12 protein-coding genes are annotated in these 15782 nt (G+C 59.4%); 4 read left to right on the forward strand and 8 right to left on the reverse strand.

The genetic code is table 11. The features are described from left to right. The first annotated feature begins 44 nt into the window (after nt 1–44). Nucleotides 45–968, forward strand: a complete 924-nt coding sequence (locus tag V1566_RS12655) for a LysR family transcriptional regulator (RefSeq protein ID WP_395303502.1) — start codon at nt 45–47, stop codon at nt 966–968. On the opposite strand, the gene V1566_RS12660 is transcribed toward V1566_RS12655, so the two are convergent. The 8 genes from V1566_RS12660 to V1566_RS12695 form a co-directional block, all read right to left on the reverse strand. Further along, on the reverse strand, nt 935–1714 hold the full coding sequence (locus V1566_RS12660) for a heme ABC transporter ATP-binding protein (RefSeq protein WP_395303503.1): 780 nt from the start codon (nt 1712–1714) through the stop codon (nt 935–937). The two genes, V1566_RS12655 and V1566_RS12660, sit on opposite strands and share 34 nt — an antisense overlap. Beyond that, nucleotides 1707–2699 (reverse strand): FecCD family ABC transporter permease, encoded by a 993-nt coding sequence (locus V1566_RS12665; protein ID WP_395303504.1) that lies wholly within the window; start codon nt 2697–2699, stop codon nt 1707–1709. Before V1566_RS12665 ends, V1566_RS12660 begins: the two co-directional genes overlap by 8 nt. After that, on the reverse strand, nt 2699–3520 hold the full coding sequence (locus V1566_RS12670; RefSeq protein ID WP_395303505.1) for a hemin ABC transporter substrate-binding protein: 822 nt from the start codon (nt 3518–3520) through the stop codon (nt 2699–2701). Before V1566_RS12670 ends, V1566_RS12665 begins: the two co-directional genes overlap by 1 nt. Then, nucleotides 3517–4545 (reverse strand): hematinate-forming heme oxygenase ChuS, encoded by a 1029-nt coding sequence (gene chuS, locus V1566_RS12675; RefSeq protein WP_395303506.1) that lies wholly within the window; start codon nt 4543–4545, stop codon nt 3517–3519. The genes V1566_RS12670 and chuS overlap by 4 nt, the downstream gene beginning before the upstream one ends. A gap of 35 nt (nt 4546–4580) precedes the next feature. Continuing rightward, a complete protein-coding gene (locus V1566_RS12680) occupies nt 4581–6563 on the reverse strand; it encodes a TonB-dependent hemoglobin/transferrin/lactoferrin family receptor (protein ID WP_395303507.1) in 1983 nt (660 codons plus the stop codon). Nucleotides 6564–6640: 77 nt separating this feature from the next. Continuing rightward, a complete protein-coding gene (gene hemP, locus V1566_RS12685; RefSeq protein WP_395303508.1) occupies nt 6641–6823 on the reverse strand; it encodes a hemin uptake protein HemP in 183 nt (60 codons plus the stop codon). A 197-nt stretch (nt 6824–7020) separates the two neighbouring features. Next, on the reverse strand, nt 7021–8067 hold the full coding sequence (gene aroH / locus V1566_RS12690; protein ID WP_395303509.1) for a 3-deoxy-7-phosphoheptulonate synthase AroH: 1047 nt from the start codon (nt 8065–8067) through the stop codon (nt 7021–7023). A 152-nt stretch (nt 8068–8219) separates the two neighbouring features. Continuing rightward, on the reverse strand, nt 8220–9053 hold the full coding sequence (locus V1566_RS12695) for a pyruvate, water dikinase regulatory protein (RefSeq protein WP_148243135.1): 834 nt from the start codon (nt 9051–9053) through the stop codon (nt 8220–8222). Between the two features lie 335 nt (nt 9054–9388). On the opposite strand from V1566_RS12695, the gene ppsA reads away from it, so the two are divergent. The 3 genes from ppsA (at nt 9389) to V1566_RS12710 (ending at nt 15780) form a co-directional block, all read left to right on the forward strand. Beyond that, on the forward strand, nt 9389–11767 hold the full coding sequence (gene ppsA / locus V1566_RS12700) for a phosphoenolpyruvate synthase (protein WP_395303510.1): 2379 nt from the start codon (nt 9389–9391) through the stop codon (nt 11765–11767). A gap of 233 nt (nt 11768–12000) precedes the next feature. Next, nucleotides 12001–13401: an MFS transporter gene (locus V1566_RS12705; protein ID WP_395303511.1), complete on the forward strand. Its 1401-nt coding sequence runs from the start codon at nt 12001–12003 to the stop codon at nt 13399–13401. A 3-nt stretch (nt 13402–13404) separates the two neighbouring features. After that, nucleotides 13405–15780, forward strand: a complete 2376-nt coding sequence (locus V1566_RS12710; RefSeq protein WP_395303512.1) for a glycoside hydrolase family 3 N-terminal domain-containing protein — start codon at nt 13405–13407, stop codon at nt 15778–15780. Nucleotides 15781–15782 lie beyond the last annotated feature (2 nt).

Genomic DNA, 15782 nt, shown 5'->3' on the forward strand with positions numbered 1-15782 from the left:
TTTCCTGTTAACTAAATTTTTTCAATTAGTTAACAGGATGAAAAATGAGAATGAGTGTCAAACAGTTACGCGCGTTTTTAGCGGTAGCTCACACTCTGAATTTCGCGCACGCCAGCGAACGGCTGAATCTTTCCCAGCCGGCCCTGAGCCTGACCATTAAATCGCTGGAGGACACGCTCGGCGGACCGCTGCTGCAGCGGAGCACGCGTAAGGTCGCGCTGACGCAGGAGGGAGAGACGTTTTTGCCCATGGCGCGCCAGCTGCTAGCCGACTGGGATAACGTCGAAGAGGCGATGCATCAGTGCTTTACCCTGCAGCGCGGTAAAATCTCGGTCGCCGCCATGCCGTCGTTTGCCGCGAATGTCCTGCCCGAGGTGCTAAAGGCGTTTCGCGATCGTCATGCCGGGGTCAACGTCACCGTGCATGACGTTATTAACGAGCAGGTGATTGAGATGGTGCGGGAAGGGCGGGTCGAGATGGGCATCGCCTTTGAGCCCGCGCCGACGCACAACCTGCTGTTTACCCCGCTGGGCCTCGACAGGTTTGTTGCCATTGTGCCGAAAGACTCCTCGCTGGCGGGCAAAAAGCGCCTGACGTGGGAAGAGCTGCTGACGCTGGATTTCATCACCCTGCAGCGCCCCTCTGCGGTGCGTCTGATGATGGAAGAGGAGCTGGCGCGAAGCGGCAGAAAGCTGGACGTCGCGCTGGAAAGCCATCAACTGGTGACGGTCGGGCGAATGGTCGCGAGTGGTCTGGGCGGCAGCGCCGTTCCGGCGCTGTGCGAGACACAGATGGCGTCGCTGGGCGCGGTCTGTATTCCGCTGGACAGCCCGCCCATTGAAAAGTGTATCGGGGTGATCCATCCAGGGCACACGCAGCTCTCTAAGGCGGCGCATGCTCTGCTGGAAACCCTGAAAGATTTTTACCAGCCCAATCAGGGAGCGAGAAACACCTGCGGCGCGGCGTGAGCCGGATGCCTGCCGACGATAACCTGCGCGCCGTACCAGCGCGTCAGCGCGTCGGCCTGCAAAACGGTTTCCGGTTCTCCCTGGGACACGATTGTGCCGCCATGCAGCAGCAGGATGCGGTCCGCCCACAGCGCCGCCAGATTAAGGTCGTGCAGCACCGCGCAAACGTGCAGATGTCCCCGACGGGTCAGGGATTTCAGCAGGCGCAGGAGATGCTGCTGGTGATAGAGATCCAGCGCAGAGGTGGGTTCATCCAGGAACAGCCAGCCGCGCGGCGCACCGTCGCACCAGAGCTGAGCCAGCGCGCGGGCGAGCTGAATGCGCTGCTGCTCGCCGCCGGAGAGTGCGGCAAACTGCCTGCCCGCCAGCGGTAAACAGCCGGTGACGGCCATGACCTCCTCAATAACCGACACTTCAGGTGTGCGGGTCCAGGGCGCTCGCCCCATGCCGACGACCGCCTCAACCGGCCAGTCAAATCCGAGCTGCGTGTTCTGGCGCATTACCGCCCGGTAGCGGGAGAGCCTGTCCGGCTGCCAGGCCGCAAGCGATGTACCCGCCAGGCTGCACCGTCCGCCCGCAGGTTTAAGATAGCCGGTCAGCAGCCGCAACAGCGTTGATTTCCCGGCGCCGTTGGGGCCAATCAGCGCCACCAGCTCGCCCTGAGATAAGGTCAGCGACACGTCGTTAATCAGCGTGCGTTGTCCGGCGCGAAAAACAAGGTTTTCTGCACAATAGCGTTCAGCCATGCGCACCTCCGCGACGAAAGATAAGCCACAGAAACCACGGCGCGCCGAGAAGGCTGGTCAATAAGCCGACCGGCATTTCCGCCGGGGCGACCAGGCTGCGCGCCAGCGTATCGGCAACCAGCAGGAGCAGCGCGCCGGCCAGCACCGAGCCGGGGAGCACGGCGCGATGGTCGGCTCCCAGCCACATGCGCACCAGGTGCGGCACCACCAGCCCAACAAAACCGATCACGCCGCTGACCGCAACGGCGGCGGCCACCAGCAGGGCGCTGCACAGCAGCAGGATCCGCTGCACGGCGGCAACCTCCACGCCGAGGTAATGCGCCTCTTCGTCGCCCAGCTGCAGCAGGTTGAGGGCGCCTGCCAGACGCCAGATCGCCAGCGCGGTGGGGACCATCAGCGATGCGACGGCCAGCAGGATTGACCACTGCGCCTGGCCGAGGCTGCCCATTCCCCAGAGTGAAAGCTGGCGAAGCTGGGCGTCATTGCTGAGCCATGACAGCACCCCGACGGCCGCGCCGCACAGGGCGTTGATGGCAATTCCCACCAGCAGCAGGCGCGACAGGGAGGCGTCACGCTGTCGGCTGAGCAGGAAAATCACGAAGGTGGCGGCCAGCGCGCCGAGAAACGCCGCCAGCATCGGGGCGTACAGCATCACCAGTGCAGGCAGCGAGAGCGGAAGCACCACCCACAGCGCAACGGCGAGCGCCGCGCCGCTGCTGATGCCGAGCAGTCCCGGGTCCGCCAGCGGATTGCGAAACAGCCCCTGCATCACGCAGCCCGCCAGCGCCAGTGAACCGCCGATCGCCAGCGCCAGCAGCACGCGAGGCAGGCGGATCGTTAGCCAGATCTGACGCAGCGCCTCGTCGCTGCTGTTCCACAGCAGGCTGACCGGCAGGCGTAATGCCCCAACCCCGGTCGCTGCGAGCGTCATGATGGTCAGGATCGCGGTTAGCATCCATAACGATAAGGCTATCCGCCGGGACATCAGGGCAGCTGCTCCGCTTTGGCACGCAGCTGCTGGATGGCTTCCGGCGTTCGCACGCTGAAGCCCAGCAGCGCCATATCGTCAATCGCCAGCACCTGCTTGTTCCGTCCCGCCGGAGTTTGCGCCAGGCCGGGCAGTGTCCACAGATTCGCTTCACCGCCCAGGGCGTTGAGACCGTCCTGAGAAATCACCACCAGATCGGGTCGGCTGGCGATCGTGCCTTCCTGAGACAGCGGCTGATAGCGGGTGACCCCCTGCATCGCGTTCTGCAGCCCCGCCGCACGAATGGCAGCATCCGCGGCGGTCTGTTGCCCGGCGGCCATCGCGGTCATCCCGCCGTGGTTAAGAATAAACAGCACCCGCTTATTGAGCGGTGACGCGGGAAGCGCCGACAGCGCCTGGCGCAGCGTGCTGCGCAGGACCTCCCCCTCGGCCTCGCGGTGCGTCGCTTCAGCGACGATCCGCACCTTTTCGTCAATGACGCTCAGGTCGTTACTGGCAGGAACAGCGATCACTCTGACGTGGCTTTGCTCAACCTGCTTTAGCGCCAGAGACGGCTGCGCCTGAGCGCTGGCCAGCACCAGCGTGGGGCGCATGGATAAGATCCCTTCCGCATTGAGCTGGCGCAGATAACCCACGTCAGGCAGCAAATTCGCCGCCTGCGGCCACTGGCTGGTGCTGTCGCGGGCCACCAGCGAGGACGCCGCGCCGAGAGCGTAGACAATCTCGGTGACGTCGCCGCCGAGGGTAACGATTTTCTCCTGCGGCCCCGCAGACGCCAGCAGGGGAAGGGCGCTGAGCAGGGCAAGCCACGGTTTCATGCGGCCAGCCCTTTCGCCGTTAAGGCGTCAATCTGGCTGCGCCACTGGCTCTGCTCCGGTTCGCCTTCCGTACGCTGGCCGTACAGCTGGGCGATTTGCGTTCCGTCGGCGGCAAACAGCTCCAGGCTGGTGACATGCCCGTCAGCTGTCGGCTTGCGCGTGACCCACGTTTCCGCAATGGTTCCTTCAAGCAGATGCAGGGTAAAGGTTGGGTTAAAGACGTTCAGCCAGCCTTTCATCGGCACCAGCTTTTCCACCGCGCCGGTGAAGATCTGCACGCAGCCGCGGTTGCCGACGAAGACCATGATTTCGTTACCGTCCCGACGCGCCGTCTCCAGGAGCTGCGCCAGTGCGGTGTTTTCTACCCGGCAGGCCAGATCGCCACCCACCAGGCGAAACGCCTGCTGGCGGCTGAGGTTATGGCGCTTGAGCAGGCTGAAGAACTGATGAACGTCGGTCATGGCGCGCCACTCTTTATCCACGAGAGCAGCATCCGCGTTTTCAGCGTGAGCCGGGGTATCGGCAGCCTTCAGTTCAAGCGGCGGGTTGTCAGCAAAAATAAAGCGGGTCAGCACGTCGCCCCAGGCGGAAACGTCGGTGTTATTCGTGGCGTAGACCTTCAGCAGGGCATCGCCCTGGTGGTCGAAGAACTGAATGCTCTGTCGCTCGCCGCGGGCGGTGGTTTCGCTGATGTGAAACGCGCTCGCCCACTGGTTGAGGAACAGGCGCAGATCCAGCGCGCGCGGATTCAGCACCAGCCCGGCGTGGCCGTTCAGGTGCTGGTTGGTGAAGCTCCCCACCTGTTCGTGAACGGCGTATTCGTTGCGGCAGATACACTTGGTTTCGCCCACCGCCTCCAGCGCGCCCAGGATCTCGCGGATTTCACCGCGCAGTCGCCAGGCGTCGTGACCCACGCGGGCAAAGGTCAGCTCTGCTTCACTGATGCTCATTAACCCTGCGACGTCGCGCGCGTACTTACCCGGATTGGCTTCTTTTAGCTCAAGCCAGCGCGTGTAGTGATTCATTGTCTCTTCCTTCTGAATAGTGGCCCCGAAGGGAATTACCACTGATAGCTTACGAAAATCTTGCCGTTACGACCGTCCTGCGGAATGCCCTGAGGTGACCAGTAGGCTTTGTCAAAGGCGTTGCCCAGCACCAGCGTGGTGGTCACGCCTTTGAGCCGCTCCCGGCCTTTGTAGCTCACGTAGAAATCGTTGACCGCATAGCCCGGCTGCTTGCTGTAGCTGCTGCTGATATGCGTTGAGCGATCGACAAAAGTACCGATCCAGCCGACGGAGAACCCGCTTTGCGCCACCGGAACGTCCAGCTTGCTGGTGACGGTGTCCGGGTTGATGCTGGAGATGTACTCGCCCGTATCGGTGTCTTTCCCGCGCGTGCGGTTATAGGCCAGGTCAAGGCTGAAGAGGTCGGCAGAGTATTTTGCCATCATATCCCAGCCCCAGATTTTTGCGTTCGGGACGTTGTACGACATGGTGGTCGCGGCGGCAAAATCGACGGTGGTAGAGATATAGTCTTTGGCTTTGGTATCGAAATAGCTGGCTTTAAACTCCAGCGTATCGTTGGCAAGCATCAGATCGTCAAAGCGCAGGCCAAAACCAAACTCCTGCGTTTCGTTGGTTTCCGGGCGCAGGTTCGGGTTTGGCACCCAGTAGTTGGTGTAGAAGCGGCCAATGGAGAAGTGTTTGGCGTCGTTATACATCTCGCCCATGGTCGGCGCGCGGAAGGCCTGCGCGTAAGAGCCAAACAGCATCAGCCAGTCGGTTGGGCTGACGGTTAATCCGGCGCGGGATGACCACTTATCGGCATCCACATCGTTGTAGCCGTCGCTGCTGCCGCGGTAGTTGTCATAGCGCGTGCCGCCCAGCAGGGTAACTGGTAGATCGCGCAGGGTGATCTCGTCCTGCAGCCAGCCGGAACTGAAGTCGATTTTCGCGTCCGGGAAGCCGGTGGTTGCTCCGCCCGGATGCTGCTCCTGACGATAGTATTCCCCGCCGTAGGTCAGAAGGTGTGCTGCAAAGGTGTCGCTGAACAGGCGGGTGCGGTTTTCCAGCTTGCCGCCTTTGGTCGTCTGCTTGCGAAACTCACCGCTGCCGTCGACGTTCTGGGCATTAATGCGCGCTTCGGACCAGTAGACCTTCGCGTCGGCGTTCAGCCAGTCGTACCCTTCCGGAGCAATGCGGTAGCCAACCTGCGCATCGCGCTGGATGGTTGAGCGGTCGGTCATCGGGTTACTGCTGTCCGCCCCGATGGTTTGCGGGTTTTTCGGCTCCTGAGCGGCGTTGTTGTAGTAGCGCAGGGAGCCGCTCAGGGTCTGGGCCGGGTCGAGTTTCCAGCTGCCTTTTGCCAGCATGTTGTTGATGGATTCGTCGTTAGGCGCGGTTGCACCGTCGCTCTGGCGGATATCACCGCGATCCCGGCTGGACCAGGAGACCAGACCGTCCAGCGTATCGGTGCGGCCGTAGGCGCTGGCCCCCATCCCGAGGCTACGATCGCCCGTCGCGCTCGTTCCAGACACGCGGTAGCCGCTGTTTTTACCCGGTTCGAGCAGATCGTTGGCTTCGGCGGTGTCATAAGAGATCACGCCGCCCAGCGCGCCGCTGCCGTACAGCAGGGCCGAAGGGCCGCGAACCACCTCGATACGTTTGATTAGCGCGGGGTCGAGGAAGGTGCTGTTCAGGTGGCCGGTATCGGTTCCCTGGCGCACGCCGTCAACCAGCACCAGCACGCCGCGACGGTTATGGCCGCGCAGGTTTACGTCCTGCCCGTTGGTGCGTCCGGTGCCGTCCAGCGTCAGACCGGGGACATTACGCAGCAGGTCGGCCGCTGAGCTGGCGGTTTGTTTCTCCGGCGCGCTGGCGTCGATCACGCTTACCATCATGGGCGCTTCAAAGGCGCTGCGGGCGTTGCCCGTGGCGGTGACGGTAATGTCGTCTGTGGCGGCGAACGCGACGCCCGGCAGGGTACTGGCAATCGTCAGCGCCAGAAGTGACGGACGTAAAGATGCGGAAGGCAGGTGTGGCATAGCAACTCTCCATAAGAAGTGAAAAGCGCTGGCTGCCTGGGTATCACCTGGGTGGCTGGCGTATTTTTAGGTGTTGTTTATTTTGTGAGGATCAGTTTTCCGGCATGGGTCTGGCGCAAAAGATAGCGCTGGCCGTCATGCTCAATAATGACCCGTCCCTCATCGCCGAGGAGGGTTTTGCTGTCAATCCGACGCTCGGCGGGGGCTGGCGCTGTGTATGTTTTTGCTGGCGTTGCCGCGCTGTTATCCGTACGTGACATAATGTATATAAATAGCAATCAATGTAACAATGATAATCATTATCAATAAACTGCAAATTGACGGCAAGCGTTTTTGTGAAAAAAGGGTGAGGGGATCAAATTTGTGCAATGGAACGCCCGGTGGCGGCTACGCCTTACCGGGCCTACAACGGCACGGATTGTAGGTCGGGTAAGCGCAGCGCCACCCGACAATAACATCAGAAGCGAGAATCAACCGCAGCTGCCAGCTTTTCCAGCAGCAGTTCGCTGTCTTCCCAGCTCAGGCACGGGTCGGTGATCGACTGGCCGTAAACCATCTGCTGTCCGGCAACGATTTTCTGCGTGCCTTCTTTGAGGAAGCTTTCCGCCATAATGCCTGCCACGGCGGTGGAACCGCTGCGGATCTGCTGGCAGATCTCATCGCAGACGTCCAGCTGGCGGCGATGCTGCTTCTGGCAGTTGCCGTGGCTGAAATCCACCACCAGATGTTCCGGCAGGTCGAACTCGGCCAGCGTTTCACAGGCCGCCGCAATATCTTCTGCATGGTAATTGGGTTTCTTCCCGCCGCGCATAATGATATGGCCGTAAGGGTTACCGCTGGTCTGGTAGATGGTCATATGACCGCTCTTATCCGGCGACAGGAACATGTGGCTGGCACGGGCAGCGCGGATGGCATCCACCGCGATACGGGTGTTGCCGTCGGTCCCGTTTTTAAAGCCGACCGGACAGGAGAGGGCGGAGGCCATCTCACGGTGGATCTGGCTTTCTGTAGTGCGCGCGCCAATCGCGCCCCAGCTGATCAGGTCGGCGATAAACTGCCCGGTCACCATATCGAGAAACTCGGTCGCCGTCGGAACGCCCAGCTCGTTGACCTGTAAAAGCAGCTTCCGCGCCAGCTCGATACCGTGGTTAACGCGATAGCTGCCGTTGAGGTCAGGGTCGGAAATCAGTCCCTTCCAGCCCACCACGGTTCGCGGTTTTTCAAAGTAGGTACGCATCACAATCTCAAGGCGATGCTGGTACTTATCCCGCAGTCCCTGAAGTCGTTTTGCATAATCCATCGCGGCATCCAGATCGTGGATGGAGCAAGGCCCAATCACCACCAGAAGACGTTTGTCTTCACCATTGAGGATTTTTTCAATGCGGCGACGGGAAGCCGTCACGTGTTCCGCGACGGCGGCGGAAACAGGATGCCGCTGAGCCAGTTCAGCCGGCGTGACCAGGCTGTCAATGCGCGCAGTGCGGAGTTCATCGGTTTTATTCATGGAATGTCTCAGAAAATTTTTGCTTCATCGGCAGACTACCGGGAAGTGATGGGCATCACCTTAAACCAATCCCTGCTGATTTCAAGTTCGGGGCGACACCGCCCCGTGGTTGCAGATGATGATACCTGAATCTGAGTTACTGTACTAGCATATTAGTACATGCGGCGATTAAGCCCCATGATGTCGAGAATTTTGGTGGCAATTTCTTCAACCGAATAGTTGGTGCTGTTCAGCCACGGGATCTGGTTTTTGCGGTACAGCGCTTCCACTTCGGAGACTTCCATCCGGCACTGGCGCATGGAGGCGTAGCGGCTGTTCTCGCGGCGCTCTTCGCGGATGGCGGCAAGGCGTTCCGGGTTGATCGTCAGGCCGAACAGCTTGTGCTGCAGCGGCTTAAGGGCGGCAGGCAGCACCAGGTTATCCATGTCATCAGCGATAAACGGGTAGTTTGCAGCGCGAATGCCAAACTGCATCGCCAGATAGAGGCTGGTCGGGGTTTTGCCGCAGCGCGACACGCCAAGCAGGATCACCTGCGCCTGGTCAAGGTTGCGCATGGAGATGCCATCATCGTGTGCGAGTGTGTAATCAATAGCGGCAATACGTGCATCGTACTTGATCAGGTTACCGGGATTGAGCCCGTGGGTTCGGTGGGCGATAGGGGTCGGGTCGAGCTTAAGCTCGCTCTGGAGCGGAGCCACCAGCGCCTGCACGATATCCTGACAGAAGCCTTCACTTTGCAGAATGATGGAGCGAATCTCGGGGATGACGATAGAGTAGAACACCAGCGGGCGGACGCCGGTCTGCTGGTAGATGGCGTCAATCTGGTCCTTCACCGCTTTGGCGCGGCTCTCGTTTTCAACAAACGGCAGCGTGATGCTGTTAATCGATACGGGAAACTGCGACATCACCGCGTGGCCCAGGACCTCGGCGGTGATCGCCGTACCATCAGAAATATAAAAAACGTGGCGATCGACAGCACTATCCATTTTATCCACCCTGAATATGAGACCTAATTGACTGAAAGCATAAATTAAAAAAGTAAATTACACAGCAAAGAACTTATCTTAATTATAAATGAAACGGTGTTTTTGATTTTCCTGAAAAGTGGATTTCATTTTTCAAATAGCGACTTTATTTTTGGGGTTTCTGGCTGAATATAGAGGAATCATCGGGTTAATGCCTGGTGGGAAAGTATCCGAAAAGTTGAAATTTTAAATTGCTTACACGATTCACCGTTTTTTTAGCACTAATAAATATGCCAGTATAAATACGTAGTCAGGTGTTACTTACTCCGATCAAATATCACAAAAGGATTGTTTCGATGTCCAACAATGGCTCGTCACCGCTGGTGCTTTGGTATAACCAACTCGGCATGAATGATGTAGACAGAGTTGGGGGCAAAAATGCCTCCCTGGGTGAAATGATTACAAATCTGTCGGTTATGGGTGTCTCCGTACCGAACGGGTTTGCCACCACCGCCGATGCCTTTAACCTGTTTTTAGACCAGAGCGGTGTTAACCAGCGCATTTACGACCTGCTGGATAAAACGGATATTGATGACGTTACCGAGCTTGCCAAAGCCGGGGCGCAAATCCGCCAGTGGATCATCGACACACCTTTCCAGCCAGAACTGGAAAAAGCCATTCACGACGCATATAACCAGCTCTCTGCTGACGATGCGCAGGCCTCCTTTGCCGTGCGTTCCTCTGCAACCGCAGAAGATATGCCGGACGCCTCGTTTGCCGGTCAGCAGGAAACCTTCCTGAACGTCCAGGGTTACGATGCGGTGCTGGTGGCGGTGAAGCACGTGTTTGCTTCCCTGTTCAACGACCGCGCCATCTCCTATCGCGTGCACCAGGGCTACGACCACCGCGGCGTGGCGCTCTCCGCTGGCGTGCAGCGCATGGTGCGCTCGGACGTGGGCTCATCCGGCGTGATGTTCTCCATTGATACCGAATCCGGCTTCGACCAGGTGGTATTTATCACCTCCGCGTGGGGTCTGGGTGAGATGGTGGTGCAGGGCGCGGTAAACCCTGACGAATTCTACGTCCACAAGCCTACGCTGGCCGCTGGCCGTCCGTCGGTGGTGCGCCGGACCATGGGCTCGAAAAAAATCCGCATGATCTATGCCCCAACCCAGGAGCATGGCAAGCAGGTTAAAATTGAAGATGTACCGCAGGAGCAGCGTGACCGCTTCTCCCTGACCGATGCCGAAGTGCAGGAACTGGCGAAGCAGGCGGTGCAGATTGAAAAACACTACGGCCGTCCGATGGACATCGAATGGGCGAAAGACGGTAACACCGGTAAGCTGTTTATCGTGCAGGCGCGTCCGGAAACCGTTCGCTCACGCGGTCAGGTGATGGAGCGTTATACGCTGCACGCGCAGGGCAAAATCGTGGCGGAAGGTCGTGCCATCGGTCACCGCATCGGTGCCGGTCCGGTCAAAGTGATCCACGACATCAGCGAGATGAACCGTATTGAGCCAGGCGACGTGCTGGTAACCGACATGACCGACCCGGACTGGGAACCGATCATGAAGAAAGCGGCGGCTATCGTCACCAACCGCGGAGGTCGTACCTGTCACGCGGCGATCATTGCCCGCGAGCTGGGTATTCCTGCGGTTGTCGGCTGCGGTGACGCCACCGAGCGCATGAAGGACGGGCAGAACGTTACCGTCTCCTGTGCCGAAGGCGATACCGGCTACGTGTACGCCGATATTCTCGACTTCAGCGTGAAGAGCTCGAGCGTAGATACCATGCCGGACCTGCCGCTGAAGATCATGATGAACGTCGGTAACCCGGACCGCGCGTTTGACTTCGCCTGCCTGCCGAACGAAGGCGTTGGCCTGGCGCGTCTGGAATTTATCATCAACCGTATGATCGGCGTTCACCCGCGTGCGCTGTTGGAGTTTGACGATCAGGATCCGAAGCTGCAGAACGAAATCCGCGAGATGATGAAAGGCTACGACTCACCGAAAGAGTTCTACGTCGGCCGTCTGACCGAAGGGATCGCGACGCTGGGCGCTGCCTTCTATCCGAAACGCGTGATCGTGCGTCTGTCTGACTTTAAGTCTAACGAATACGCCAATCTGGTAGGCGGCGAGCGCTACGAGCCGGAAGAAGAGAACCCGATGCTGGGCTTCCGCGGGGCCGGACGCTACGTTGCCGACAGCTTCCGCGACTGCTTCGCGCTGGAGTGTGAGGCGGTGAAACGCGTGCGCAACGACATGGGGCTGACCAACGTGGAGATCATGATCCCGTTCGTGCGTACCGTGGATCAGGCGAAAGCCGTTGTGGACGAGCTGGCGCGTCAGGGGCTGAAGCGCGGCGAGAACGGGCTGAAGATCATCATGATGTGTGAAATCCCGTCCAACGCCCTGCTGGCCGAGCAGTTCCTCGAGCACTTCGACGGCTTCTCTATCGGCTCGAACGACATGACGCAGCTGACGCTGGGTCTGGACCGCGACTCCGGCGTGGTTTCCGAACTGTTCGACGAGCGCAACGAGGCGGTGAAAGCGCTGCTCTCGATGTCCATCCGCGCGGCGAAGAAGCAGGGTAAATACGTCGGGATTTGTGGTCAGGGTCCATCCGACCATGAAGACTTTGCCGCATGGCTGATGGAAGAGGGGATTGATAGCCTGTCCCTGAACCCGGACACCGTGGTGCAAACCTGGCTGAGCCTGGCTGAACTGAACAAGTAACGCCACGTTGACCCGAAAAGGCGAGGATATTATTCCTCGCCTTTTTTATTTCATTTCTTATTTGCTCCCCATCACAAATAAAGTAAAAAACCAAATATCATAATTTGTCTGTCAATTTAGACAATTGTTAGCGCGCAAACCGTTGCTAATACTTGAGCCTTACTGCGCATTTCCCTTCAGATGATGCGCAACTGGTTGAAATACGTTTTAACCTGATAAAAAGGCAAATAACAATGACACTCTCCTCTGTATTGCGTACCAAAGATAAAATAGGCTATGGCTTAGGCGATATGGCCAGCGCGCTGGTCTGGCAAACGGCAACGTTATTTCTCGCTTATTTTTATACGGACGTTTTTGGCCTGCCCGCCGCGATTATGGGCACCATGTTTTTAGTGGTGCGCGTGGTCGATGCATTTGTCGACCCGTGCATTGGCGCACTGGTCGATCGCACCCAAACGCGTCACGGACGTTTCCGTCCCTGGTTGCTGTGGTTTGCCATCCCGTTTGGCGTGAGCTGCCTGATTACCTTCTATGTGCCGGACGTTGGGCCGACGGCAAAAATCATTTATGCCTGCGTGACCTACGCGATTTTAAGCCTGATTTACTCCGCGATTAACGTGCCTTACTGCGCCATGCCCGGCGCGCTGACGTTAGACCCGCGCGAGCGTCACTCTCTGCAGTCGTGGCGCTTTGGCCTGTCGTTTATCGGCGGGTTGATTGTGACGGTTATCGCCCTGCCGCTGGTCTCATTGTTAGGCCAGGGCAACGTGCAGAAAGGCTATTTCTATGCCATGAGCCTGATGGGCCTGCTGGGAATTGTGCTGTTCTTCTGCTGTTTCCTGATGACCCGCGAGCGTTATTCTCCACGCAATGATACTTCGGGCTCCATGCTCACCGATTTAAAACTGCTGGCCGGGAACAGTCAGTGGCGCATTGTGTTCGTGTTTAATATTTTGCTGTTAACGGCGGTGGTGACGCGCGGCTCTGCAACCATGTATTACGTCAACTATGTGCTGCTGCGCCCGGAACTGGTCTTTGCCTTTATTGTTTCCGGCATGGTGGCCTCGTTAAGCGGCGCATTATTATCTGAACGGCTGCTGGGGAAATTTGACCGTGTACGCGCCTATCAGTGGACCATTATGACTTTCGTGATTTTCGGGGCGCTGATTTTCTTCATTCCTCCTTCGCAGGTCTGGCTGATATTCGGCCTCAACATTGTTTTTAGCTTTATTCAAAACCTCACCACGCCGCTGCAGTGGACCATGTTCTCCGACGTGGTGGATTACGAAGAGCATCGCAGCGGTCGTCGTCTGGACGGTCTGGTCTTCTCTACCGCGCTGTTTGCCATCAAGTTTGGGCTGGCGCTGGGCGGGGCCGTGGTCGGCTGGGTGCTTGGCATGGTGGATTACGCACCGGGACAGGCTACCCAGGCGCCGAACGTTCTCTCAACCATCAACGCGCTGTTCACCCTTATCCCGTGCGTGTTGTTCCTCTGCATGGTCGCGCTGCTTGCCATCTACAAGCTCAACAGCCGGCTGGTGGATTCCATTGCCCGGGAGTTGGCCAGCAAGCGTGACGTCAGACCCGAAGCGGGGCAGCTCAGCCCGGCAACCCCTTCCGCAATACAGGAGTAAAACATGACAGCTATCTATAAGGACGCGGGACGTCCCGTGCACGAGCGCGTCGCCGATTTACTGGCGCGCATGACCCCGGAAGAGAAGTTCGCCCAGATGCATGCCTACTGGCTGATCCTCGATGAAAACGGCAACCACCGTGAGCGCAGCGATTTGAGCGACGAATTCGCCGGCGTGAGCGAGCAGGCGTCGCTTAGCGAACGGCTGAAGCTGGGCGTCGGGCAGATTACGCGGCCGCTGGGCACCCACATCGTTGACGCGAAAACCGGCGTGCGCGCCGCGAACCGCCTGCAGCGGATGATGATGGAAGAGACGCGTCTTGGCATACCGGCGCTGTTCCATGAAGAGTGTCTGGTGGGGCTGCTGTGCAAAGACGCCACCCTGTTCCCGTCGTCATTGAACTACGGTTCGACATGGGATCCGGAGCTTGTGCAGCGGGCGGCAGAGCAGATTGGCAAAGAGGCGCGCTCCGTTGGCTGCCAGCAGGGGCTTGCACCGGTGCTTGACGTGTCCCGCGACGTGCGATGGGGGCGAACCGAAGAGAGCTTTGGAGAAGATCCCTGGCTGGTGGGCGTGATGGCGACCGCCTACGTGAAGGGCTTACAGGGCGATAAACGCGACCTGCTGGCAACCCTGAAACATTACGTGGGGCACTCGTTCAGCGAAGGGGCGCGCAACCATGCGCCAGTACACCTGGGGTTCAGCGAGCTGAACGACACCTTCCTGCTGCCGTTTGAAATGGCGGTGAAGCTGGCCAATGCCGGGTCGGTGATGCCAGCCTATCACGATATCGATAATCAGCCGGGTCACAGCGACAGCTTCCTGCTGACCACCGTCCTGCGCGAACAGTGGGGCTTTGACGGCATCGTCGTGGCGGATTACGGCGGCGTCAGCCTGCTGCACCAGCATCATGGGATTTCCCACGACGCGGCCGAATCTGCCGCGCTGGCGTTCAACGCCGGGCTGGACGTTGAGCTGCCGAAAGACGACTGCGCGCGGCATCTGGCGCAAGCGGTAGAGCGCGGGCTGATCTCTATGGAGAAAGTGGATAAGATTGTGGCGCGCGTGCTGACCGAAAAATTCCGTCTGGGGCTGTTTGAAAAGCCATACGCGGATGAAAACGGTATCGATCTGCAAAACGATATGACCCGCCAGGTCGCGCGGGAAGTGGCGACGAAATCGCTCACGCTGCTGGAAAATAACGGGATTTTACCGCTCGGCGGCAAACCCCGCGTGGCGGTGGTGGGGCCGACGGCAGACGATCCGCTGGCGTTACTGAGCGGCTACAGCTTCCCGGTGCATTTGATCATCAGCGATATGGTGGAAGAGACCTCGCAGGTCACGACCCCGCGCGCGGCGCTGGAGCAGTATCTCGGTGCATCGAACGTCCGCTATGCCAAAGGGTGCCATATCATCGAAAAACGGATGGCGGGCGCGCCGGTTTTCCCTGGCGACAGCGGCGGTAAACCGATGCAGCAGTCTCCGGTTTCACTAAGCACCGCCCTGATCCCCGAGGCGGTAAACGCCGCGCAGGAGAGTGACGTGGTGGTGGCCTGCGTGGGCGATCTCGCCGGGCTGTTCCAGAGCGGTACCGTGGGGGAAGGTTCCGATACCGATTCCCTGAACCTGCCGGGCGTGCAGCAACAGCTGCTGGATGCGCTGGTGGCGACGGGCAAGCCGGTGATTGTGGTCATGACCGGGGGGCGTCCATACAACCTGCAGGGTCTGGAAGACAAGGTCGCGGCGCTGATGATGGCCTGGGCGCCGGGACAGGAAGGGGGCTGGGCGATTGCGGACGTGTTAACCGGACGCGCGGAGCCGCAGGGTCGCCTGGTGGTGAGCGTGCCGAAAAGCGCCGGGGCGATGCCGTATTACTACAATCACAAGCTCAAAAGCGGCGGTACGCCGTTTGCGTTCCATTTCGGTTCGCGTTACCCGTTTGGCTTCGGCCACGGCTGGACGACGTTTAGCTGGGGAGCAGCCCGCGTCGCCGAAAGCAGCGTGCCGATCGACGGCGAGGTGACGCTGAGTATGGATATTACCAATACCGGAGAGCGCAGCGGCAGCGAGGTGGTGCAGGTTTACGTCAGGGATAAGGTCGCCACGCAGGTGCGGCCGCTTCAGGAGCTGAAGGCCTTCCAGCGCGTCACGCTCTCGCCGGGCGAAACCGCCACGCTCGCCTTTACGCTGCCGGTTGAGATGTTCAACTTTACCCGTCGCGACGGGAAACGCATCGTTGAGCCGGGCGAGTTTGAGCTACAGGTTGGCGCATCGTCGGCGGATATCCGCGAGGCGGTGACGGTCAATGTGACGGGGGAAACGCGGGTGCTGCCTGCGGAGTGGCGGATGCTCAGTGCCTGTGAGGTTAAGCGCGCGTAGTC

The sequence above is a fragment of the Enterobacter sp. ECC-019 genome, assembly GCF_043974075.1.
In the GTDB taxonomy this organism is placed as follows: Bacteria; Pseudomonadota; Gammaproteobacteria; order Enterobacterales; family Enterobacteriaceae; genus Enterobacter; species Enterobacter asburiae_D.

Coding starts and splice junctions, on each gene's coding strand:
- V1566_RS12655 (WP_395303502.1), top strand. CDS start 45: ATGAGAATGAGTGTCAAACAGTTACGCGCGTTTTTAGCGGTAGCTCAC.
- V1566_RS12660 (WP_395303503.1), bottom strand. CDS start 1,714: ATGGCTGAACGCTATTGTGCAGAAAACCTTGTTTTTCGCGCCGGACAA.
- V1566_RS12665 (WP_395303504.1), bottom strand. CDS start 2,699: ATGTCCCGGCGGATAGCCTTATCGTTATGGATGCTAACCGCGATCCTG.
- V1566_RS12670 (WP_395303505.1), bottom strand. CDS start 3,520: ATGAAACCGTGGCTTGCCCTGCTCAGCGCCCTTCCCCTGCTGGCGTCT.
- chuS (WP_395303506.1), bottom strand. CDS start 4,545: ATGAATCACTACACGCGCTGGCTTGAGCTAAAAGAAGCCAATCCGGGT.
- V1566_RS12680 (WP_395303507.1), bottom strand. CDS start 6,563: ATGCCACACCTGCCTTCCGCATCTTTACGTCCGTCACTTCTGGCGCTG.
- hemP (WP_395303508.1), bottom strand. CDS start 6,823: ATGTCACGTACGGATAACAGCGCGGCAACGCCAGCAAAAACATACACA.
- aroH (WP_395303509.1), bottom strand. CDS start 8,067: ATGAATAAAACCGATGAACTCCGCACTGCGCGCATTGACAGCCTGGTC.
- V1566_RS12695 (WP_148243135.1), bottom strand. CDS start 9,053: ATGGATAGTGCTGTCGATCGCCACGTTTTTTATATTTCTGATGGTACG.
- ppsA (WP_395303510.1), top strand. CDS start 9,389: ATGTCCAACAATGGCTCGTCACCGCTGGTGCTTTGGTATAACCAACTC.
- V1566_RS12705 (WP_395303511.1), top strand. CDS start 12,001: ATGACACTCTCCTCTGTATTGCGTACCAAAGATAAAATAGGCTATGGC.
- V1566_RS12710 (WP_395303512.1), top strand. CDS start 13,405: ATGACAGCTATCTATAAGGACGCGGGACGTCCCGTGCACGAGCGCGTC.